Source organism: Prauserella flavalba (assembly GCF_003202235.1).
Taxonomy (GTDB): domain Bacteria; phylum Actinomycetota; class Actinomycetes; order Mycobacteriales; family Pseudonocardiaceae; genus Prauserella_A; species Prauserella_A flavalba.
In genome coordinates, this window is sequence record NZ_MASU01000022.1 from 17,493 (window position 1) to 38,548 (window position 21,056).

The following is a 21,056-nucleotide window of genomic DNA, read 5'->3' on the forward strand; positions in this document are numbered from 1 at the left end:
TCGCCGCGCTGGGAGTCGCCCCCGCACCGACCGACGAGTGATGAGTTTTCGCGCCCGCATCCGTCACACCTACGACGGGACACGACGAGGCGGGAGGATGACGTGATGAGTGCGGACATGCGGCTGGAGGAGCTGGGCGTGAGGGGTCTGAACGAGGTCGACGAGCTGGCGTTCTCGGGGCTGGCGGAGCGGCACCGGCGGGAGCTGCACGTGCACTGCTACCGGATGCTCGGGTCGTTCGAGGACGCCGAGGACACCGTGCAGGAGACGTTCCTCCGTGCCTGGCGGCGGCGGGAGACCTTCGAGGGGCGATCGACGTTCCGGGCCTGGCTGTACCGGATCGCCACCAACGCCTGCCTGGACCTGCTCGCCAAGTGCCGCCCGGAGCCTGCGACCGGCGGCGAGGTGCCGTGGCTGCAACCTTACCCGGACCGGCTGCTGGACGAGCTACCCGCGGGCGACGCAGATGAGCCAGAGACCGTCGCCGTCGCGCGAGAGACGATCGAGCTGGCATACCTGGTCGCAGTCCAGCACCTCGCGCCGCGCCCACGAGCCGCGCTGATCCTGCGGGACGTGCTCGGCTGGCCGGCGAAGGACGTCGCGGACCTTCTCGGAGACTCCGTCAACTCCGTGAACAGCGCGCTGCAGCGAGCCCGTGCCGGCCTGCGGGAGCACCTGCCCGCCGACCGACAGGACTGGACCGGCGACGAGGACGACGCCGAAACGCGCGAGCTGGTACGCCGCTACACCGACGCCAGCGTGGCCACCGACGTCCCGGCGCTCGCCTCGATGCTGCGCGACGACGTCCGTTGCTCGATGCCGCCCACGCCGGGCCTCTACATCGGCCGCGACACGGTCGTGAACAGCTGGGTCGAGGCCGGTTTCGAGGAGCTGGAGCACCTGCGCGCCGTTCCCACCTCCGTGAACCGGCAGTCCGCCGTCGCCTTCTACCTCTGGCGCGAGCGGGAGGGCGCGTACCTGCCGCTGACGATCGACGTCCTGCGCGTCACCGGCGGGGCGATCACCGAGATCGTCACGTTCCACGACGACCAGTTCCCGCGGCTCGGACTGCCGGAGCGCCTGCCCGCGGACGGCACGGCATAGTCCCCTGCGGACGCTCGCGCTGCGCGGTGAGCCCGTGTCGCCGCGGTCGCGGTGCAGGCGCGCGACCCGTTCGGCGCCGTCACCCGCGGGCGGATACAGCTGGAGCTGCTTCGCGGCGCGGCACACCGAGCGCCCGGACCCGCATGGGCGACACACCTGGAGCAGGATCCGTGACCCCATTTCGCCCCGAGCCCCACACTGCTCCAGTTGTACGGAACAACGGTGCCGGCGATTCGCTCGAAGTCCGCGATGCGGCTGCCGTGGTCGGGGAAATACGGTGCCGCCGAGGGACTGCTCTCGAACGCCTAGTGGTGAACATCGCGCGCGGCCTGGCCGAAATCAACGGCGCCGCACCGGCGAGCCACTCGATTAAGCGCGGATGTTCGCGGACATGACAGCACTGCGCGGCGGCCCGATCCACATGCTCGCATGACGGAAACGACGGATTTCTTTTGGAGAGCCGAAATGAGCCCTGAGATCGCCGGGCCGTTCGTGAACTTGTCTCCCGTTTGGCCAGGAGGAGGCGTACTCTGTTCGCGGTCTTCTCACCCGGGCGCGCGACCGCGGTCAGTTCGATGCCACCCCGCCCCCGCAACGCGTGCGAACCTCATAGCCGGGCCCGATTCGGTGACTCGCGTGGTCAGGACGAACGAGGGCCAGGTGACCGGGTTCGTGTCCCTGGGGCCACTGGGGTTCCTGGGCCCGCCACTCGCGCGAACCAGTTTCGTCGAGGTGCTCGCGGATCATCGCGAGACCGAGGACGCGCTCTTCGAGTGGGCGGGAACAACGGCGAACCCAAGCGCGACCGGTAACGTCCTTCGTACGCTTCGAGGCAGCGGGAGCACGAACCGCAGGGCTTTGCCAAGTTGCGGGACTTCTGGCGAATGGACTGCTCCACGCTCGATGAGCCGGTATCGCACCGCGATGACCTCACTCTCCACGGGTACCCGAGAGCGGCCGCGAGCGAAACGACGTGGATAACGATCATCAATGGGGCCTGCGCCAGTACAGCTACCTCGGTGCGCTCCTCGGCCTCACCCTCGCCCTCGACGACGAGGCCTTCCTTGCCGGTGGGGAGAACACGCACTGACAGGAACCCCTCCTCGGCTGCTCAGCCGGCAGTCACGACGAGGGAGCGCAGCGTCGAGAAGTCGGGCGAGGCGGCGCTCGTCAGGGCGTCGCTGAACTTCTCCGCCTGGTCCGGCGCGACGTCGGCGCGGGCGCAGTTGTCGAGAAACTTTCCGGTCACACGCGTGGCATCCCAGGGACGCCGCACGCCGCCGTCGACGTCGTCGACCTGGACGGTTCGGGTCGTGCCGTCGGTGAACTCGACCTCTATCGCCGCGGGGAAGACCGCCGGGTAGCCCGAACCCTGCCACGGCTCCCACTCGATCCGGCCGGCCATCTCCAGTACGGCGGGATCCGGCGCGCCGAGGAAGTCGTCCAGTACCACGGCGCCGCGCACCACTTGCAGAGCCAGCACATACGGCAGGCTCCACCGTGCCTCGTCCGCCCGGGCGGGGGCCTGCTTGCGCGCCCACGGCAGAGCGATGATCTGTTCCTGCCCCTCCGGCACACGGCACAGGATCCTGCGGATCCCCACCGGCGAGGCATCCAGCGTGGCCACCGCCTCGACGAACGGGTGCAGGAAATGACAGCACGGCAAGGCCTTGAATGCCGCGTCGGCCAGGTGCCACCGCGAGCCAAGGTCGTTCGACAGCGCGGCCAGCCGAGAAGCGGCCTCGGGGTCCCTCGCGTAGAGACCGAAAAGACCGCGTTCACCTTCGAGGACGTCTGGCGCACCGGTGATTCCGCCTCGCACGAGCGCCACGGCCGAGATCGCGGCTTGCGCTCCGATACCGGCCTGCGCCGCCTTGCTCGTCGCACCCCGGCTCAGGAACGTGAAGTTGCCGGCGGAGAAGCTGGCCGCGACGCCCACGGCATCGATCAGCGCCGTGCGATCGAGCCCGCTGAGCACTCCGACCGCGATCGCCCCGGCAATGGGCCCGGCCACGGACGTTCCCTGAAACCCCGTGCGCTGGAAGCCGCTCGGGGCGGCCAGGCCGAGCCGGATCAGCACCTCCCAGCCTGCCACGAAACTCCGCACCACATCCGCACCATTGACGCCGTCGTTCTCCGCTGCGGCGAGCACGGCGGGGGCGAGGACACTGCTGCCGTGCATCACGGATGCCGTGTGGGTGTCGTCGTACTCGAGCGAGTGGACGAGCGTTCCATTGACGAGGGCCGCTTCCGCCGGCCCGGTGCCGGTCCCGGTGCCCAGGACAGTGCACGGCCCCTGCGCGCGGGGAGCGGCCGGGAGAGCGCGAGCCGGCCCGAGCCGGGAGCCGGCCACGGCGACCCCGATGGCGTCCAGCAGGTGCAGACGGGCGACGCGGTCGATCTCGTCCGGCAAGGCTCGCGGCAGGGCCAGCACTCCGTCGACGAGACGTTCGGCAGCCGTAGCCGTCATCGAGGTCCTCCGAGCAGATCGTCGAGCAGCGTGCCCAGTTTCAGGTCCAGGTCGAGCGCCCGTGCCGGGTCGGTGAGTGTCCGGACGCGCTCGGCGAACCCGGGCCGCAGCTCACCCGTGAGCGTCGCGTACTTGGCCAGGAGCTGTTCGCGCGAGAGCGGGCGGTCGGGGCCGCCCGCCGCGGACAACACCGTCTCCTCCACGACTCGGCCGTCGGTGAGCGTCACCTGGACCCGGGACGGACGGTCGTGCGGCGGCCGAGGCGGATCCGCCCACTCCTCGATCGTGACCAGAGCCCGCAACCGTGCCACGTCCGGATCTTCCAGCGACGAAGCCGCGAACGCCCCGGCGGACGCGTCCCGTGCCGACAACACGGTCGCGACCGCGTGCGGCAACGAGAACCGTCCTGCGAGGCTGGTCCTCGGCTCCGCGTTGCGCAGAGCGGCAGCGAGTGGATGCGCCAGCACGGAGATGGCCGAGATCGCCGAGGGGTGGACCTCCTGGGCGACGCGAGCGGCCGCCTCGACGCTCGAGTGCAGGTACTGGCAGCAGGCGTAGGGCTTCTGATAGCCGTCTTGCACCGCGTACCGCTCCCCCAGCCCGTCGGTGAGTTGGTGCGGCTGAGGCGTGGCGCCACCGACGCGTCCGAATACCTCATCGAGAACGGTCGGGCTCGCGGTCAGTCCGGCGACGGCGACGTCGGCGGCGACGAAACCGAGTTGTGCTCCGGCCGCCGCCCACGCGTTGCGCACGGTCGCGCCCTCGGTGGCGTGCGCGAACGGGCCGGTGAGCGACATCGAGGCGGCGCCGAGAACGGATCGGGTGAACTGGTCGGGAGGCAACCTTCGTGCTGCCGCGATCGCGGCGGCCGCCCCGATCGGCGAGAGGGTCGCATGGGGATGGAGTACCAGCGGCAGCGGCGGCCGATAGGCACGTGCGATGCGGGCGACGACCTCGTAGCCGACCACCACCGCGGCCAGCAGATCGCCCAGGGTTCCTCCCGTCGCCTCGACCTCGGCGAGCGCGGCGGGCAACGTGTACAGCGAACCGTGGCACGTCGCGGGCCGGTAACCGCCGTCGAGCTCGGTCCAGTTCGCCGCGATCGCATTCGCGAAGGCCGCGGCGCGGCGCTCGGCGCGTGTCCCTGGAAGCCCGACGACCGTCGCCTCGCCCGGACCACCCGCCTGGCCCGACACGGTCCGGACCTCCCGCTCGGCGTGAGCGCCGAGCATGGCGGCGAGATCGTCGCAGACGATGGTCAGCGTCGTGCGGAGGACCGCCTCGGGTAGAGCGGCGGTCTCCTGCTCCGCCGCCCAGCCGAGCAGCGTCCGAGCCTCAGACATCTGTCACCTCCACGCGTTCACCAACGGGCGTGGCCGGCCGGGCCGACGCCGTGTGCCTGCGGTGTGCGAGTGTCGCGCAACCGGCCGCGAGCAGGGACAGGGCGACCACATACCAGGCCATCGCGGTGTTGCTTCCGGTCACGCTGTAGAGCCAGGTCGCGAGGAACGGCGCCGTGCCACCGACGATCGTGGTCGGCAGTGCGTAGCTCAGTGACGCGCCCGTGTAACGGGTCTTGGCCGGGAACAGCTCACTGTAGACGGCGGGCTGGGGTGCGTACGCTGCCGACTGCACGACGGCCAGTCCCAGGATCATGCCGAGCAGGATGAGCCACGACTCCCCGGACTCGATCATGGCGAAGTAGGGGAACACGAACGCCGCCCCGACCAGCGCCGCCACCGCGACCTGACGCCGCAGTCCCACTTTGTCGGAAAGCCAGCCGAAGAGCGGGATCGACACGAGATAGCAGACCGAGACGATGGTCAGGTGGTTGATCGTCTCGCCCTTCGGCACACCGAGAGTGCCGGTGACATACGCCAGGGTGTAGGTGGCCACGGTGTAGTAGAGCGCGTTGTTGGAGGCACCGAGACCGGCACCGAGGAGCACCGAGCGCCAGTCGTCCCGCAGCACCTGTACGACCGGCATGGCCAGTACGCCCTCGGTCTTCGCGGTCTCGGCGAAGTCCTGTGATTCGGCGAGTCCTCGGCGGATCGCCAGACCCACCACCACGATGATCACGCTGCACAGGAAGGGAATCCGCCAGCCCCATTGTTCGAACGCGTCCCCGCTGATCGCCGACGCGGCCGCGATGACCAGACTCGCCAGCAGCAGGCCGGCGGGTGACCCGATCTGCGTCGACGAACCGAACAGGCCACGCCGGCGGGCCGGCGCGTTCTCCACCGACAGCAGCGCCGCGCCGCCCCACTCTCCGCCGAGCGCCACGCCCTGGGCGATGCGGCACAGCACGAGCAGCACCGGCGCCCAGACACCGATCGTGTCGTACGCCGGGATGCAGCCGATGAGGACAGTGGCGCCACCCATGATCAGCAGGGTGGTGATCAGCACGTTGCGGCGACCGATCCGGTCGCCGAAATGTCCGAAGAGGACACTACCGAGTGGCCGGGCGATGAACCCGACGGCGAAGGTCGCGAAGGCGGCGAGGGTACCGACAACACCTTCCTGTTCCGGGAAGAAGACCTCCCCGAACACCAGCGAGGCCGTCGTGCCGTAGATGAAGAAGTCGTACCACTCGAGGGTGGTGCCAACGAAGCTGCCCATCGCGGCGCGCCGCGACTGCCCGGCGCGCGACGGAGATGAAGAGGACACGGGTTCGCTCCCTGCTGTTCGTGAGGTTGTTCAGCGGGTCCCAGCCGCGTGCCGGCCCGCGAGCATCCCCAGGCCCAGCGCGGCGAGCAAGCCGTTTCCGGAGGAGTAACCCGAGCCGCCCGCACGGCCGCTGACACCGGCCGCGACTCCGCCCGCCGCGTAGACGCCTGGAACCGGACCGCCACGCCCGAGTACGCGGGCGTGCGCGTCGACGCGAACTCCCCCCTGCGTATGGAAAAGCGCGGGGATCGCGCGCACGGCCGCGTACGGCGGCCGCAGCTTCCCCCAGCCCCAGTTTCCACGGCCGGTTGGATCCTTCGCCGACCCGTCGGCGGCGGCGCGCGCGGTCTCCAGGGTCCGCGCCAGCTCGTCTCCGTCCACCCCGATGGCTTCGGCGAGCGCCGCCACGTCGGCCGCCTCCTTCACCCCGCCCGCGGCGACCAGGTCGGCGAACTCCTCCTCGTGCGCGGCGACCGAATCGCGGATCCTCGTGTCGAAGACGACGTGGATCGGACCCTGCGCTCGCGAAACCTCGGCGGCGAAGCCGGAATAGCCCACCGACTCGTCGCCGATCCGCGCACCGCGGCCGTCGACGAGGATCCCGCCGTGCTCGACGGTCGTCCACGAGGTGATCGAGCCATGCGGGCTCGCCACCGCGGCATAGCCTTGGAACGCGGATTCGTTGCCCATCGTTGCGCCGAGGTCGAGCAGCCACCGCACGGCCTCGCCCGTGCTGCCGTGCGCCCCGAGGTACTCCAGGCCCGAGGCCTGCGGCGCGAAGCGGGCGATCATCTCCGGATCGGCGCCGAACCCGTTGGCCGCCAGCACGACCGCGTGGCTGCGCAAGGTGTAGGTGCCCGAGCGACGTCCGGACACGACCACGCCCCGGACCGCGCCGTCCTCTACCAGCAGGCTCTCGACCGGCGTGTGCGTGAGTACCTCGACATCGGCGGCCTTCGCGGCGCGCAGCAGGTCGGCGATGAGCGCGTGCCCCTTGCGCGACGGCGGCGCGTGCAGCCGTGGCACGCTGTGCCCGACGTGCTTGTAGTCCGTGATCAGCCTCAGGTCCACGCCGTGGGTGTCCACCAGCCACTCCACCAGTGGTGCGCTCGCCTCCGCGAGGACGTGCACGAGATCCTCCGCGTCGTGCGGTCCGGACTGGCGCAGCAGATCCGCCGCCAGCCGCGCGGGCGAGTCGTTGATGCCCGCTTCGGCTTGCCAGCGACTGCCACCGCCCGGTACGGACCCGGTCGAAGCGGCGGTGTTGCCCCCTGGGCGCTCCTCCTTCTCCAGCACCACGGCGGTCGCACCGCCGTCGGTTGCCGCCAACGCGGCGGCCAGGCCGGCTCCACCAGCCCCGACCACGACGACATCGACGTCGACCTCGGGCCGATTCAGCTCTCCCACGGCGTCCTCTCTGCTCAACTGGCGCGCAGCGCCGTGCCGCGCGTCTCGGTCAGGGTCAATGCGGTGCCCGCGCTGATGACGGCGGCGGCCACGAGGAACCACGCGGGCGCCAGTGCGTTGCCGGTGGTGTCGAGCAGCCACAGGCAGATCAGTGGCGCGGTGCCGCCCACGGCCATGCTCGCGAGGTTGAACCCGAGCGCAATGCCGGTGTAACGCACGCGGGAGGGGAACATCTCAGCGAAGGTCGCGAAGACAACGCCCATCAGCGCGGACTCGGGCAGGCCCAGCACCACCTGCGCGAGCAGGGCCAGCACGAAATCGTGGTTGTTCATGACCGCGAAGGCGGGCACCGCCAGCACGCCGAACGCCACCGCGGCCCCGAACAGCAAGGGTTTGCGTCCCCACTTGTCGGCGAGATGACCGAACAGGGGCATCGCCAGGCACGAGACGACCAGCGTCGTGGTGGTCGACCAGAACGCGGCGCCCGCGCTGAAGCCGCCGGTGCGCTGCAGGTGGGTCGACGCGTACACGTAGACCACGTAGTAGCCCGCGAAGAGCAATGTGGACAGACCGAGGGTGCGCAGCAGGGCCGGCAGGTGTGCTCGAACGAGTTCGGCGGCCGGCGCCGAGGCCAGTCCGCGGCCCGAGGACAGCTCGTCGTCGCCGACCGAGTCCTCCAGCCGGAACCGGATCCAGAGGCCCACCAGGCCGAGCGGCAGGCTCAGCAGGAACGGCACCCGCCAGCCCCAGCTCACAAGCTGGTCGTGCGTCAGCACGCTGGTGAGTACCGTCACGGCGACCGAGGCCAGCAACGCGCCGGTAAGCGCACCGAGTTGGACGGTGGAGCACAGGAACCCCCGCCGCGACGGCGGCGACTTCTCCGCGACGTAGGCCGCGGCCCCGCCCACTTCGCCGCCGGAAGCGACGCCCTGCACGCACCGCGCGGCCACCAGGAGGAACGCCGCGCCCACCCCGATCGCGCTGTAGGTGGGCAGCATGCCGATCGCCACGGTGGCGACGCACATCGACAGGATCGTCGCGGCGAGAATGCGCGACCGGCCGAACCGGTCCCCGAGATGCCCGAAGACGAGGCCGCCAAGTGGGCGCAGGACGAACGCCGCGGCGAACGTCGCGAACGTGGCCAGCAGCGCACCCGTGGGGTCCGTTCCGCTCGCGAAGAAGACCACCGACAGGATCGTGGCCAGGTATCCGTAGATCCCGAAGTCGTAGTACTCCACGATCGAGCCGATCAGGCCTGCGGGCACCACTCGAGGGTCGATCGCCTGCGGGACGACCATTGTCGCGCTCCCCTCCGCGGGCACGACTCGATCGTTCGACTCCATCGTGCGAACCTCCTGCTTCTGTGCGCCGGTGACGGGCCGACATCCTGCCTCACCATGCGGCACGAACTGACAACTGTCAACAGTTTTCTATATCGATAGCGCCAGATACAGTGAGCGGGAGCTTGGCTACCATCAACTGTTGACAGCTTCAGACGGTCTGGGACGCGCTACCTGCCCCACGGCATGGCGAAGCGACCGTGTAAGGAGATCTGGTGAGCGAGCAGACACGTCCCGCCAAACTCGGCAGACTGGCGACCTACGCCGGGCGTAGTCTCGAGGTCCTGCGGGACATGATCCTCGACGGCACTCTCGCGCCTGGCGAACGCCTCAACGAGGTACACCTGTCGCAGGCCCTCGGCATCAGCCGGGGCCCGCTGCGCGAGGCCATCCAGCGGCTGGCCAGCGAAGGGCTCGTGGAGGCCGTCACCCACCGCGGCGTCTACGTGCGGTCCTTCTCGCCGCGCGAGCTCTCCGACTTATACGAGCTCCGGATCGCGCTCGAGACACACGCGGTACGGCTCGCGGCTCGGCACGCGCCTGAGGAGCGTATCGAGGAGCTCAGCCGGTTGCTCGACCACACGGAGTCCAGCATGGGCGTCGACACGACCGGTGCCTATCCCGCCGACCAGGACTTCCACGCGCGGCTGGCGGGGCTCGCCGCGAAACCGCCGCTGGTGGTGGCGCTGACCGACGTCGGGCGGAAGATCCAGCTCGCCCGCGCACGCTCGGCCCACCAGCCGCGGCGCGCCCGCACCGCCCTCGACGAGCACCGCGCGATCGTCACGGCACTGACGTCGCGGGACGGCGACCACGCCGCGGCCCTGATCGAAGCACACCTGGTGAGCTCGCTGAACAACGCGCTGGCAGTGCTGGGCACCGAAGAAACCGACTAATTCCGGGCGGGCAACTCGGACAGGGCCGGCAGCAGCGAATCCGTCGTGGTGACGTCCGCGTACTTCTGTGCCATGTCGAAGAGATTGACCTCGTGCACGACGGGACTGCGGTCGTACACGGCGTCCGCGGGCACGCTGACCCGGAAATTGTAGGAGAACGCGTCGGCCACGCTCGAGCGGACGCAGCCCGATGTCGTGCAACCCGTGACGACGAGCGAATCCGCGCCCGTCTCGACGAGGTAGCTGACGAGCGGCGTGCCGAAGAACGCACTGGGGTGCCGCTTCGGCACCAGCACGTCACCCTCGACGGGCGCGACCTCGGCGACGAATTCGTAGCCCTTGGCAGGAATGTCCATGATGGCGGGCACCTTCGCGCCCAGCCTGCCCGCGTCGTAGGACTTCTTCGGCGCCACGTGCGGGTACAGGATCGGCCAGCCCTTCGCGCGGAAGGTCTCCACCAGCCGCGCGATGTGGCCGACCGCCTTCCAGCCGACCTCACCGCAGCTGGTCGGGAACTCCTCGACCGCGGCCTCGAACGGCGCGGGCGTGGTGCCCACCGTCCGGTACTGCACGTCGATGATCAACAGCGCGGGCCGCGAGCCCAGGCCCACGGGTTTGCCGAAGCCGGCAAGGTCATAGTGGCGCAGCGTCATCTCGTCGATCACGCCCGCGCCGCCTACCGTCCAGGTCTGCTCGGTCACGCGAACTCCTTCCGTATCTCCGCCAGCGCGGCCGCACCGCCGTGGGTGCGGGAGAGGTAGGTGCCGGTCGGGGTCGTGGACAGCACGCCGTCGCGGTACGCGAAGTGGCCGCGAACGATCGTGTGCACGATGCGAAGCGGGATCTCCATCCCTTCCCACGGCGAGTACTCGGCCGCCGAGTACTGGGTCTCGGCCCGCACCGTGGTCGTCGCGTTCAGGTCCACGACGGCCAGGTCGGCGTCGGAGCCGACGCGGATGGTTCCCTTGCGGGGGAAGAGCCCGAACAGCTGCGCGGCCCGCGTACTGGTGGCGTCGACAAGCCGTTCCAGCTCGATCCCTCGGCGCAGCCCCTCCCCCACGGTCGTCGGCAGCACGAGCCCCGTGCCGGGGAAACCCGCGGAGGCCGACCAGATGTCCTTCTCCTTGGCGGTTCGGTGGCGGGCGTTGTGGTCGGAGCCGACCGTGTCCACCGCACCGGAACGCAACCCCTCCCAGAGCTCCTCGACGTCCTCGCGGTGCCGCACCGGCGGATTGACCTTGCCGTAGGTCCCGCAGTCGGAATCGGTGGTCAGCGTGAGGTACTGGGTGCAGGTCTCGGTGAACAGGTTGGGATACGCGTTCCGCTGCATCCGCATCGCGTCCAGCGCGGCCTTGCTGCTCGTGTGCACCGCGTACACGGAGGCACCGGTGACGCTGGCGAAGTAGGCGACCCGCTGCACCGCCTCGGCCTCGACCACCGGAGGCCTGCTGCGGTACCAGGCCTCCAGCGGCGGGATCGAGTCGTCCCGCGGCTGGTCGCGCAGTTTCCACACGAGCTCGATGTTCTCGGGGTGCGGGTTGACCACGGCACCGGCCTCGGCCGCCTTGCCGAGGAGCCCGTACATGTAGGCGTCGTCGTTGCCCGGCAGGCCGAGGTACTTGCCCTCGTCACCGCGGAAGTTCATGAAGAACTTGAAGCTGGGCACGCCGAGTTCGCTGACATAGGCTGGGATCTGCGACACCTGCTCATCCGTGCCGAGCACGAAATGGAAGCCGTAGTCGGTGTGCGAGTTGCCCGCCATCGTGGCGTCGGACGCGGCGAACACGCCTTCGTAGGGATCCGCGCTCATGAGGTAGACGAGCATCGTTGTGATGCCGCCCGCGACCGCCGACGCGGTTTCGAGCGACGCGTCGTCGGGGTCACGCGGCACCCGGATGTCCTTGCCGAGGTGGACGTGCGGGTCGATCCCGCCGGGCAGCACGACCTTGCCCGTGATGTCCACCTCCTCGGCAGCGCGGACCGGGGTGCCCGGTGCGACGAGACCGCTGATGACGCCGCCGGCGACCACGATGTCCAGGTCCTGCAACCCCGCGCCGTGCTGGAACACCCGGCCACCACGGAGCTTCAGATCGTGGATGCCGCTCATATCGCCGTTGCTCACCGGATGCGCCTCCGTTCCGCGGTCGCCGCGTACCGCTCCTCGAGCCGGTCGAACTCCGGCTTGCGCACGAGCGCCTGCCGGTCTTCCCAGCTGATCATCAAATCTGCCGCGCCACGGGTGTCCCCGTGCTTACCGAGATGGTTCAGGACCTCGCGCATGCCGACGACCGCACCACGCATCGTGGCGTTGGCGTAGAGGGCCACGGCGAAGCCCAGCTCACCCAGCTCCTGACGGGACAAGATCGGGGTGCGGCCGCCCTCCACCATGTTCGCGACGTGCAGCCCCGGAACCCGGCGGGTGATCTCGCGCATCTCCCCGACGTTCTCAGGAGCCTCGACGAAGATCACGTCGGCACCGGCCTCGAGGTAGGCGGCCGCGCGCTCGCACGCCGCGTCCAGCCCTTCGGTGGCGCGGGCGTCGGTCCGGGCGACGATCACCAGATCGTCGTCGCGGCGGGCATCGACGGCGGCCTGGATCTTGCCGACCATCTCACCGGCCGACACCACGTCCTTGCCGCTGAAGTGCCCGCATTTCTTGGGGCTGACCTGGTCCTCGATCTGGACCCCGGCGACTCCGGCCCGTTCCAGCCGTCGGATCGTGCGCTGGACGTTGAGCGCGTTGCCGAACCCGGTATCCGCGTCCACGATCACCGGGATACCCACGGCATCACAGATGGCTTCGACGTGCGCGCACAGCTCGTCGAGGGTCAGCAGGCCGTGGTCGGGCATCCCCAGGTAGGTGTTGGTCACGCCGGCACCGGTGACGTAGACGGCGTCGAACCCCGCCTCCTCCACCACCCGCGCGGTCAGTGCGTTCGCCGCGCCCGGCAACAGCAGCGGACGATCCTGCGAGCCGACCAGAGCACGCAGTGTTCGCGCCGGGGTGGTCATGAAGCCTCCTCGAGGTCGATCGGAACCGTGGATGATCGGCACTCGTTCACCCTCCGCTTCCCACTCTCTCAGTCAGTCGAGACAGCTGACAACTGTCAACAGTTGGCGAGTTTGCCACGTTGGCGACGGATTGTCACCGGCCGGGTCCAACGGCCAGGTCACACATCCACCTCGCGCGGCCAGGTCACCCGGCTGGCTCAGGAGACGGCCGGCTGGACGGACGGTCTCGCGGCGTGCGCCAACAGCATCCGGCGGCCCAGCAGGACCGCGCCGCCCGCCAGCAGCATCGCTGCCGCCGACACCGACCACGCCACCGTGAACGACATGTGGGTCGCCAGGAACCCGAAGCCGATCGGCCCGACGAATCCACCCGCGTAAACGCCGGCCTGCACGATCGCCGTCGCCGCGGCGGGCGCAGACGGGTTGAGCCGGACGACGGCGAACTGCAGGAGCCCGGGCCACGACCAGCCGAGCCCGAAGCCCAGGACCGTGCCGATAATCAGCCAGACCGGTCCCGGGGCGGCGAGCAGCGCGAGCCCGGCCGCCCCCAGCAGCAGGCAGCCCGCGACCACGGCGACGTGCCCACCGGAACGTCGGTCGGCGAGCCAGCCGTGCAACAGCCTCATCAGCAGCCCGACCACGCTGCCCAGTGTCAGGACCAGCCCGGCCAGTCCCGGGCTCACGCCACGTTCGACCGCGGAAGCCACGAGGAAGATGCCGAGCGCGTTCGCCGACGCGGAACCGAGCCCCGCGGCGGCGGCGATCACCGACAGTGCCGCGGTCGCCCTGTCCTCGGGAACGGCCTTCTCCCGCGAACTGGGCCCGGAGCCACGCGGGGCCGTGATCAGGGAGGCCAGCGCGATCACCGCGCCGATCACGTAGGCCCACCGCCAGCCGATGGTGAGTCCGACGGCGGGAACCGCGACTCCGGAGAGCAAAGTGGCGAGGGGCACCGAGGCCTGCTTCGCCCCAAAGGAGAGCCCCATGCGGACCGTCGGCATCAAGCGAGCCAGCGTCAGGTTGGAGGACAGCTGGCCCATCACGTTGCACCACGCCGAGCACAGCAGGAACGTGAGCAGCGTGGCGTAGTTCTGGGCAAGCCCCGCGATGAGCAGCATGCACGCGGCCGCGCCGAGCACGGCGATCCGGCTGGTACGGCCGGACCCCAGCCGCTCGACGAGCTTCCCGATCGGCAGGGACACCAGCGCGGACACGGCGAAGTACAACGCCACCGCCAGCCCCAGCCCAGCAGGGTCGAAGGCCAACTCGGCCGAGATTTGCACCGTCATCGCCCCGGTGAGGAAGACCGGCAGCACGGTCGAGGTGGTGATCGCAACCGCACCGAATCCCACTCGGAACGCGGACTGCTCGCGGTTCATGACACCGTCCTGACGGCGCCGATCTCGACGATCATTACCAGGACGATAGGTAGCGGCGTGAGGTACCGGCAACAATGGCACGCTGCCCGGCCGCTCGAGTTGAGCGGAGGCGCGAGGCGCCTGCCAGCGGAAACAGGAGGTCCCTCTGCGGGATGGGTGCGCATTCGGCGCCCCGAGTCCGGAGCGCCGACGAGAGCATCGTCACGTTCTCAGCCGAAAAACCGGCCCGTCACGGCAGACGAGCGGAGCCTCCTGCGTTCCGTCGCCACCGCCCGCGGCGCAGCCACGGCAGTATCCGAGGCCACAGGCCATATGCGCCTCGATGGAAACCTGTGCGGCCGCGTGCCAGCGCGCGGCGAGCTGCGCGGTCAACCGGGTCAACCGCTCGGAGCCGCTGGTCAGGACTGCTGCGGTGGGTCGCCGTCGAACGCTCGGTGCAAGCGCTCGCGCAGCACGGGGACACCGCTGGTGCCATCGGCGTCGGTCACCCGGCGGACGTCGGCGCGGCACGCGCGGACGTCCGCGCCGATGATCGACGCGTCGTGTCGGCCGCTGAGAACCGCCGCCACGCGCACCGGCCTCCCTGCCAGGTCCTGAGCGACGGTGGTCATGGCGCCGACGCCCACTCCGCGTCCAATGAGAAGAATGCGCTCCGTGTCATCGTGGACCGTGAACCCTCGCCCCAGGGGGCCGGTGACCACGACAGCCTCACCGACCGCGACGGCCGACAACGCCGTGGTTCCGGCACCGACGACGTAGACGATGTCCGCGACGCCGCTGCGGGCATCGCGGGTGTAGATCGCCATCGGTCGCGGCAGGACCGGTCCTGACTCGGCGTCCGGACTGACCATCACGAACTGTCCTGCCCGAGCTCGCTCGGCGATGGTCGGCGCGCTGAACCGAAGCAGCCGATAATGGTCCGACAATGGGCGGTTGACCAGCACCGGCGCCCGCGCACATGTCGGCGTCGGACGCTCGCCTGCGAGGACGTCCAGAACTGCCAACGTGCTCATGTCAGGCTCTCGTCCAACCGAAGGCGTCCTGCCGTCAACGCGGTCGTCCCCAACGCGATGTCGTCGATGCTCGTCCACTCCGCCGGATGGTGGCTGATCCCCTCCTTGCTCGGCACGAACAGCATGCCGCTCGGTGTGACGTTGTCGATCTGCTGCGCATCATGGCTGGCGCCACTGGTGAGCACGCGCGGCTCGACGCAGAACGGATCGGCAGGACGCCGCGAGCTCGTCGCGAATACCGTCCGGCAGGCGGACCGGCGGGGTGTCCGCGAGCTGCACGCGCTGGAAACCGATCCCGCGGCCCGCGCAGATGGCCTCCGCCCGCCGCACGATCTCCTTCGCGGTGTCCCGCTGACGCTGGGCATCGGTACCTCGCACGTCGACCCACAACGTCGCGTGCCCCGCGATGGTCGTGCTCGAGCCCGGCGTCACGTCGATCTCGCCGACGGTGGTTCGGGTGCCGACGTTGTGTTCCTCGCCCGCCAACGACTCGATGGCCAGCACGAGCTCCGCGGCGGCAGCCATCGCTTCCGCACGCAGGTGCATCGGCGTCCCACCGCTGTGCGTCGCGCGGCCGCTGAGCTCGAGCAGCCGCCGCGTGCTTCCGGAGATCGAGTCGACGACTCCCAAACGCACGCCGTCCGTTTCGAGCACACTGCCCTGCTCGATATGGAGCTCGACGAACGCAGCCCAGTCGGCCGGCCTCCACACGGCGTCCGCCACCGCGGCGGGATCGAGCCCGGCGCCCGTCATGGCGTCCGCGAGACTGACGCCGTCCGCATCCTGCTTCGTCGGCAGGTCGCCGGGACCGGTCAGCCCCGCCGCGATCCGGCTACCGGTGCAGGCCTGTCCGAAGCGCGCGCCTTCCTCGGCCGCGAAAACCACGAACCGTATCGGGTGACGGTGTGCCACATCGTGTTCGACGAGCAACGGCGCCACCTCCATCGCGGCGCACACACCGACGATCCGGTCGAAGGCGCCGCCGTTCGGCACACTGTCCACATGCGAGACCGTGCCGATCGCCGGCAGTATGGCATCCGAGCCGGACCGTTCCGCGATGGTGTTGCCCGCGGCGTCGACCCACACCTTCAGCCCAAGCGTGGACATGGCTCGGCGAACAACTCGTGTGCCGCTCGTTCGAGCGGCGTGTAGGCCAGGCGCGGGACGCCGGGTCCACTGTCTCTTTCGGACAACCCGGCGAACGTGTCGATGCGTTCGCGCAGGGCGCACCGGGTCGGCCACGAGGTCGGTCACCGCACGGTCTCCTTCGCCTCGTGCGACGGCAGCAAGGCGGTCGTGGCCAGTGCCAGCACGTAATCCCCGAGCAGCCGAAGATCTCTCGCGGTAGCTGCTGCCAGGTGATACCGGTCTTGAGCACGAACACGATCCCGGCCAGCGCGGCACGGTCGTCCAGCGGAAGCCGTCCCGGGAACCGTTGCCTGCGACCAGGCCGCGGCGGCAGCACCGGCTCGATACGCGCCCACAAATCGTCCGTAACAAGATCGGTAATCACTCGCCAATGAGCTCAACATCGCTCAACCCCAGCGAAAACGACACACGGATCATTTTGAAAGATCTTTAAGTCCCGGATCGTCTCGGGCACCGTCGACGTCATGGCTGCGTAGCTCGGCTGCCCGCAGAAGTGGATCAGGAACTCGAACTCCGCCCGGCCTGCGGCGCCGAGCAAGTACCACGATCGCGAGGTAACCGCCGAGGACCGTCACCGCGATCACGGTGATGAGGGTCTTTCTCCTGCTGGACACGGAGAAGGAGTTGACTCCGATACCGCCGGCCTGCAGCTGTTCGCTCATCACTTGTGCGTTTTCAGCGCACCGGTGAATGCGTAGGCCGCGAGTCCGACGTCGAGCCGATGGCTTTGCTCAAGAGCGTTGTCGATGTCGCTAAATCGGTTGACCATAGCGATTGGTCCGAAGGGCTCTTCGTTCATTGCGCGGGGCGAGGTGGGTGTGTCAGCGAGCACGGTGGGTTGAAAGAAGTTTCCCGTCTCGCCGATACGATGACCGCCCGATAGCTTGCAGGCGGCGGCGGTTGGCCAGCGGACCCATCTGTACGTTGGCGGCGAGACCATCGGCGACCGTGCTGTCACTCAACGCGAGGTCCCACAGTGGCGTGATCGGTAATCGCGCTGCGGGGCCGACTGGGTCCGGTTAGTGCAGGTGCAGTAGAACGAGGTTCTTCATCAGGATCATGACGACGCCGAGGAGGCCAGCCGCACAGGTCGCCCCAATGAGGGCTGGACCGCGCAGCCGGGCGACCCGCGCCGCCGACCACGCGTGGTACACCAGCAGCACCACCGCTACAGCCAGACCGGCGTTGGCAGCTGCCGCCGGCGAGGCACCAGCGAGCCGTGCGAGCAGCAGCGCTGCCAGCGGCCCGTAGGACGCCGTCACCATGGGCCAGGTGGCGCGCAGCTCCCCGACGACCTGGCCCAGCCTTGGCAGCCTGCCGTTGGACACGTGCTCGCCCAGCAGTTCCGCGTACTCCTCGGCCGACCAGTACACCAGGAGCGTCACCAGCACCGCGACCGCGAGAGCGGTGGTCCGCAGCTGCCCGCCCGCAGCGGTCAGGATCGCCGCGGTGACAATCGCCCCGTAGATCCCGGCCGCTCGGCGACGGCCGGCGGTCCGGACGGCGATCCGCTCAGGGTGCGGGCCGACCATATCCCGTCTCCTCCTGTTGTCCGAAGCGGGCGGACAGCAACAGCGATTCGGTGCGCCGGACCGCAGCTGCCCGCTCCGCGCCGTTGTGGGTCAGTGCGCGCACGGGATCATTCGGGTCCCGACGGGCCCGCAGCTCCACCATGCGCGTCCTGAACGAGACCGGCAGCCCGTCCGGACTCGTTGTCAGGTCGCAGTACCACAGCGCGTCCCGGACCGGACCGCGCTCGTCAGAGAACGCCGCGAGTTGGGGGCCGAGGCCCATCACAGCCGCGACCGACACCGCTCCCGAATGGTGGGCCACCAGCCCGCACACGCGGCCGGGTACACCGAGCCCGGCAAGGTAACGCGCACCGTCGAGCTGGTGCATGCCGCTCGTCCGCACCCCAGCGGCGTAACCGATGTCGTGCAGCCACGCCGCGGCGATCAGCGTCGGCCGGTCGTCGGCTGCGAAGGCAAGGGCGACCGCCTCCGCCTTGCGCCCGACACCCTGGCTATGCGCCCACCGTCGCGGAAGATGTACGGCGAGCAGCCGCCAGGACGTCATCTGTGCCCATTTCTCCAGCGGTGCGCCGCCACGGTACGGCTCGACCGGGCCGAGCCCACCGCCCATCAGCGCCAGTGACATTCGATCACCCTCCGCTCGGCCGCGGTGCGGGCAACACCCCGATCACCAGTCCCATGAACGCCGGGACGTTCAGCCAGACCACGACGCGGATCCCGGCCACGACGACCACGACGGCGTACCCGAGCAGAAGTGCGCACACGGCCGGCAGGTGGCCGCGGGAGGGTCCCACACCGTCCAATGAGGCCCGCAGGCCCCGAGGCTCCTCCATTCGCCCGAGATTAGGGTGGCGGCACCCTGCGCTGCTCATCCTGGCCGGGTGAGACGGACCCCGCCGGGACGTTGGCCGCCGGAGCGGCCATCCCGGTGGAACGGTGACCAGACCGCGCCGAGCGAGGAACGGGGCGCACTCCTCACCCATCTCGGGTGAGGACGCGCGCTGTCGGCCCGGGAGGCAGTGGGTGAAGGAGGACGGCGGCTATAGCGGCAAGCGCGGAGTACGACGATCGCGGCGCGCATCCCCGGAATCGGAATTGATCCAGCGAGGGCAGTACCCACCGACGCGCTGCGGTTGTCGAGGTGTTCGGCGGTTCGCGGCCTCACTGCTGCACTCGTCGGCACAGTAACGACCGTGACGCTGCCCAACTGGGGCAGGCGCGCCAGTTCCCAGCGCGGCGAGCAGCATCGGCACCATGTCGGTCTCCGCGTGTAGAGCGTGATCAGGGTTGGATCCAGGTCACCGTCCTGTCCAGGTCGCTCGTGGTGGGAGAGTTCATGACCGAGGTGTCCAGTGTCCTCGGGAACCGGCCCGGCCGCGAGCGTGAGCAGCACCGTTCCGCCACGGTGCCGCGTCGTTGCCGTCGCCCGCATCCCGAAACCGTCAGGGAACAGCGGCCCCGTGTGCTCACCTTTGACAGGCGAAGAACGGTGTCGAGTGCCGGGGCACGGTGGTGGTCTTCCGGATAGGAGACGGCCATGGCCGAGCAGACCCTCACGGACGGAGGCGTCCGGACACCCGGCACGGCGGCGGCCCGGCGGGGCCGCGGCCGGGTTGTGTCCGGCGCGATGATGTTGATCCTCGCCGGGCTGTTCACGGCGATCACGGCTTTGTCGCCTTGGTCGCGAACCAACACCGCGTCATCGGTCCCGAGGGCACGTTGGTCTTCGACCTCAACAGCTGAAGCTGGATCCAACCCGCGGTCGGCGTATTCACATTCGGGACTGGCATCGCGCTCGCGAGCGGGGCGATCCGGGCCCGGGCAGTCGCGGTGCGGTCCACGATGGCCATGACCCTCGATGGCTCGTGATCTGGGCGGTCGTGGCGCACGGCCGCGCATAAGCAGCACGGCGGCGCGGGCGATGCGCCATGCGTTCGTCTCGACGGCCAGCCGGTACCGCTGGGTGCGGCTGACCGGCGAGTTGGTTCGGCGCGACCACGAGATCGTCGGCACTCTGCTGGCGGCCGCGCTGGCCTTTAGGATCTTCGTCTGGTTGCTGCCCTGCGCCCTGATCATTGCTGGGTTGCTCGGGTTCGGGTCGTCCGGTGGGCGGACCCTGTCGGAACTCGCCAGGGACACCGGCCTCAGCCCGCTCACCGCGAGCCTGCTGGAGAACGTCGGGAAGCAGGCGGAGCAGAGCCGGATGCTCGCCATCGGTGTCGGCGTCGGTTCGCTGGCGCTGGCCTCTGTCGCCCTGGGCCGGGCGCTGGACGGCGTGGTCAACCGGGTCCGGCCCGGCGCCTGCCCACGGGATGCGACCGCCCTCGTCCGGGCGGGCCGCTATAGCGCGGTCCTGTTGGGCACCGTCGCGGCGTGCCTCGGCGGGCCGCTGCTGAGGTCCGTTCTGCACATCCCCATGGTCGTGCTCTCGATCGTGATGGTCGCCGTGTTCACCCTTTTGGGACTGCCGTTGCTGCGTGCTGGCCAACCGGGCCCCTCCAGCGCGCTACTTCCCGGGGCAATCCTTTTCGGGCTCGGCCTGGAAGCGCTGCGGACGGCCGCCGTTCAGTTCCTGCCAGGCAAGCTGTCGCGCGCGTCGGAGCTGTACGGGACGCTCGGCGTGGCGGCCGCCCTGCTGGTCTGGCTCATGCTCATGGCCCGGTTCATCGTGCTGGCCCACGTACTCAACCTCCTGCTATTGAAACAGGAGAACCCTCCACGGAGGAGTTCCGATGACAATGCCCCCTGAGGGCGCCCCGCCACCGACGCCCACGAAGAAGGTCCCGGTCAAGCTGATCGTCGCGGCAGCGCTCGTCGCACTCGCCGTGACCTTCATCCTGCAGAACCGCCAAACCGTGGACATCCGCGTGTTCACCACGACGATCAGCGGCCCGCTCTGGGCCGCGCTGACCGGCGTGCTCATACTCGGCGTACTCGTCGGGCTCCTGCTGGCCCGCGGCGGCCGCCGCGGCAAACGGGAGCACCCTCCCGGGTATGGGCCACGTCGATCATGGCGAGGTGGGTGAACACCCTGGTGTTGCCGGTCTTGCACGTCCTGCGGGAGCGACCCTCGCGCTCCTGTTCTGG

The 21,056-nt window shown here is 69.7% G+C and carries 22 protein-coding genes and 1 pseudogene; 4 read left to right on the forward strand and 19 right to left on the reverse strand.

All coding sequences use genetic code 11. The features are described from left to right. Positions 1–105 precede the first annotated feature (105 nt). Positions 106–1,104 carry an RNA polymerase subunit sigma-70 gene (locus tag BA062_RS36270; RefSeq protein WP_110343673.1) on the forward strand — a complete coding sequence of 333 codons (999 nt, stop codon included), beginning with the start codon at positions 106–108 and terminating at the stop codon, positions 1,102–1,104. 1,111 nt (positions 1,105–2,215) lie between these two features. Here BA062_RS36270 and BA062_RS36275 read toward each other — a convergent pair. Genes BA062_RS36275 through BA062_RS36295 form a run of 5 tightly spaced genes read right to left on the reverse strand, consistent with a single transcriptional unit; the run spans position 2,216 to position 8,991 of the window. Further along, positions 2,216–3,538, reverse strand: coding sequence for an MmgE/PrpD family protein (locus BA062_RS36275; protein WP_168214193.1), 1,323 nt, complete (start codon positions 3,536–3,538; stop codon positions 2,216–2,218). Positions 3,539–3,570: 32 nt separating this feature from the next. Next, on the reverse strand, positions 3,571–4,917 hold the full coding sequence (locus tag BA062_RS36280; protein ID WP_110343675.1) for an MmgE/PrpD family protein: 1,347 nt from the start codon (positions 4,915–4,917) through the stop codon (positions 3,571–3,573). Beyond that, complete coding sequence (locus BA062_RS36285) at positions 4,910–6,241, reverse strand: MFS transporter (RefSeq protein WP_146240133.1); 1,332 nt, start codon at positions 6,239–6,241, stop codon at positions 4,910–4,912. The genes BA062_RS36280 and BA062_RS36285 overlap by 8 nt, the downstream gene beginning before the upstream one ends. Before the next feature lie 30 nt (positions 6,242–6,271). Further along, positions 6,272–7,648 carry an FAD-dependent oxidoreductase gene (locus BA062_RS36290; RefSeq protein WP_210407108.1) on the reverse strand — a complete coding sequence of 459 codons (1,377 nt, stop codon included), beginning with the start codon at positions 7,646–7,648 and terminating at the stop codon, positions 6,272–6,274. A gap of 14 nt (positions 7,649–7,662) precedes the next feature. Beyond that, positions 7,663–8,991: an MFS transporter gene (locus tag BA062_RS36295; RefSeq protein ID WP_210407109.1), complete on the reverse strand. Its 1,329-nt coding sequence runs from the start codon at positions 8,989–8,991 to the stop codon at positions 7,663–7,665. Between the two features lie 212 nt (positions 8,992–9,203). Between BA062_RS36295 and BA062_RS36300 the strand changes: the two genes are divergently transcribed. Beyond that, the gene (locus BA062_RS36300) at positions 9,204–9,884 is read left to right on the forward strand and encodes a GntR family transcriptional regulator (protein ID WP_110343677.1); all 681 of its coding nucleotides are present in this window, start codon (positions 9,204–9,206) and stop codon (positions 9,882–9,884) included. On the opposite strand, the gene BA062_RS36305 is transcribed toward BA062_RS36300, so the two are convergent. The 14 genes and pseudogenes from BA062_RS36305 to BA062_RS39625 all read right to left on the reverse strand — a co-directional run bounded on the left by BA062_RS36305 (position 9,881) and on the right by BA062_RS39625 (position 18,802). Further along, a complete protein-coding gene (locus tag BA062_RS36305; RefSeq protein WP_210407110.1) occupies positions 9,881–10,585 on the reverse strand; it encodes an isochorismatase family protein in 705 nt (234 codons plus the stop codon). The two genes, BA062_RS36300 and BA062_RS36305, sit on opposite strands and share 4 nt — an antisense overlap. Further along, complete coding sequence (locus tag BA062_RS36310) at positions 10,582–12,006, reverse strand: dihydroorotase (RefSeq protein WP_110343678.1); 1,425 nt, start codon at positions 12,004–12,006, stop codon at positions 10,582–10,584. Before BA062_RS36310 ends, BA062_RS36305 begins: the two co-directional genes overlap by 4 nt. Continuing rightward, a complete protein-coding gene (locus BA062_RS36315; RefSeq protein WP_110343679.1) occupies positions 12,003–12,896 on the reverse strand; it encodes an isocitrate lyase/PEP mutase family protein in 894 nt (297 codons plus the stop codon). The genes BA062_RS36310 and BA062_RS36315 overlap by 4 nt, the downstream gene beginning before the upstream one ends. Positions 12,897–13,093: 197 nt before the next feature. Then, a complete protein-coding gene (locus BA062_RS36320) occupies positions 13,094–14,275 on the reverse strand; it encodes an MFS transporter (protein WP_110343680.1) in 1,182 nt (393 codons plus the stop codon). Between the two features lie 201 nt (positions 14,276–14,476). Continuing rightward, a complete protein-coding gene (locus BA062_RS41490; protein WP_391353514.1) occupies positions 14,477–14,587 on the reverse strand; it encodes an iron-sulfur cluster-binding protein in 111 nt (36 codons plus the stop codon). Between the two features lie 86 nt (positions 14,588–14,673). Continuing rightward, positions 14,674–15,219, reverse strand: a complete 546-nt coding sequence (locus BA062_RS36325; RefSeq protein WP_210407112.1) for a ferredoxin reductase domain-containing protein — start codon at positions 15,217–15,219, stop codon at positions 14,674–14,676. A 65-nt stretch (positions 15,220–15,284) separates the two neighbouring features. After that, entirely contained in the window at positions 15,285–15,473 is a 189-nt protein-coding gene (locus BA062_RS41125) for a M20/M25/M40 family metallo-hydrolase (protein WP_281271680.1), read from the reverse strand. Next, the gene (locus BA062_RS36330) at positions 15,448–16,374 is read right to left on the reverse strand and encodes a hydantoinase/carbamoylase family amidase (protein ID WP_281271681.1); all 927 of its coding nucleotides are present in this window, start codon (positions 16,372–16,374) and stop codon (positions 15,448–15,450) included. The genes BA062_RS41125 and BA062_RS36330 overlap by 26 nt, the downstream gene beginning before the upstream one ends. Before the next feature lie 220 nt (positions 16,375–16,594). Next, positions 16,595–16,801: pseudogene (locus BA062_RS36335) on the reverse strand (transposase); the annotation flags it as partial. 49 nt (positions 16,802–16,850) lie between these two features. Next, positions 16,851–17,099 carry a hypothetical protein gene (locus tag BA062_RS39620; RefSeq protein ID WP_146240134.1) on the reverse strand — a complete coding sequence of 83 codons (249 nt, stop codon included), beginning with the start codon at positions 17,097–17,099 and terminating at the stop codon, positions 16,851–16,853. Next, the gene (locus tag BA062_RS41495) at positions 17,099–17,377 is read right to left on the reverse strand and encodes an aldehyde dehydrogenase family protein (protein WP_110343681.1); all 279 of its coding nucleotides are present in this window, start codon (positions 17,375–17,377) and stop codon (positions 17,099–17,101) included. Before BA062_RS41495 ends, BA062_RS39620 begins: the two co-directional genes overlap by 1 nt. A 79-nt stretch (positions 17,378–17,456) precedes the next feature. Then, a complete protein-coding gene (locus tag BA062_RS36345) occupies positions 17,457–17,969 on the reverse strand; it encodes a hypothetical protein (RefSeq protein ID WP_110343682.1) in 513 nt (170 codons plus the stop codon). Next, positions 17,950–18,594 (reverse strand): HD domain-containing protein, encoded by a 645-nt coding sequence (locus tag BA062_RS36350; protein WP_245960192.1) that lies wholly within the window; start codon positions 18,592–18,594, stop codon positions 17,950–17,952. The genes BA062_RS36345 and BA062_RS36350 overlap by 20 nt, the downstream gene beginning before the upstream one ends. Before the next feature lie 4 nt (positions 18,595–18,598). Continuing rightward, positions 18,599–18,802, reverse strand: coding sequence for a hypothetical protein (locus tag BA062_RS39625; RefSeq protein ID WP_146240135.1), 204 nt, complete (start codon positions 18,800–18,802; stop codon positions 18,599–18,601). A 1,025-nt stretch (positions 18,803–19,827) separates the two neighbouring features. Here BA062_RS39625 and BA062_RS36360 point away from each other — a divergent pair. Both BA062_RS36360 and BA062_RS36365 read left to right on the forward strand, forming a co-directional pair. Then, entirely contained in the window at positions 19,828–20,718 is an 891-nt protein-coding gene (locus BA062_RS36360; protein WP_245960193.1) for a YhjD/YihY/BrkB family envelope integrity protein, read from the forward strand. Beyond that, positions 20,702–20,995: a lipopolysaccharide assembly protein LapA domain-containing protein gene (locus tag BA062_RS36365; protein WP_110343684.1), complete on the forward strand. Its 294-nt coding sequence runs from the start codon at positions 20,702–20,704 to the stop codon at positions 20,993–20,995. The genes BA062_RS36360 and BA062_RS36365 overlap by 17 nt, the downstream gene beginning before the upstream one ends. Positions 20,996–21,056 lie beyond the last annotated feature (61 nt).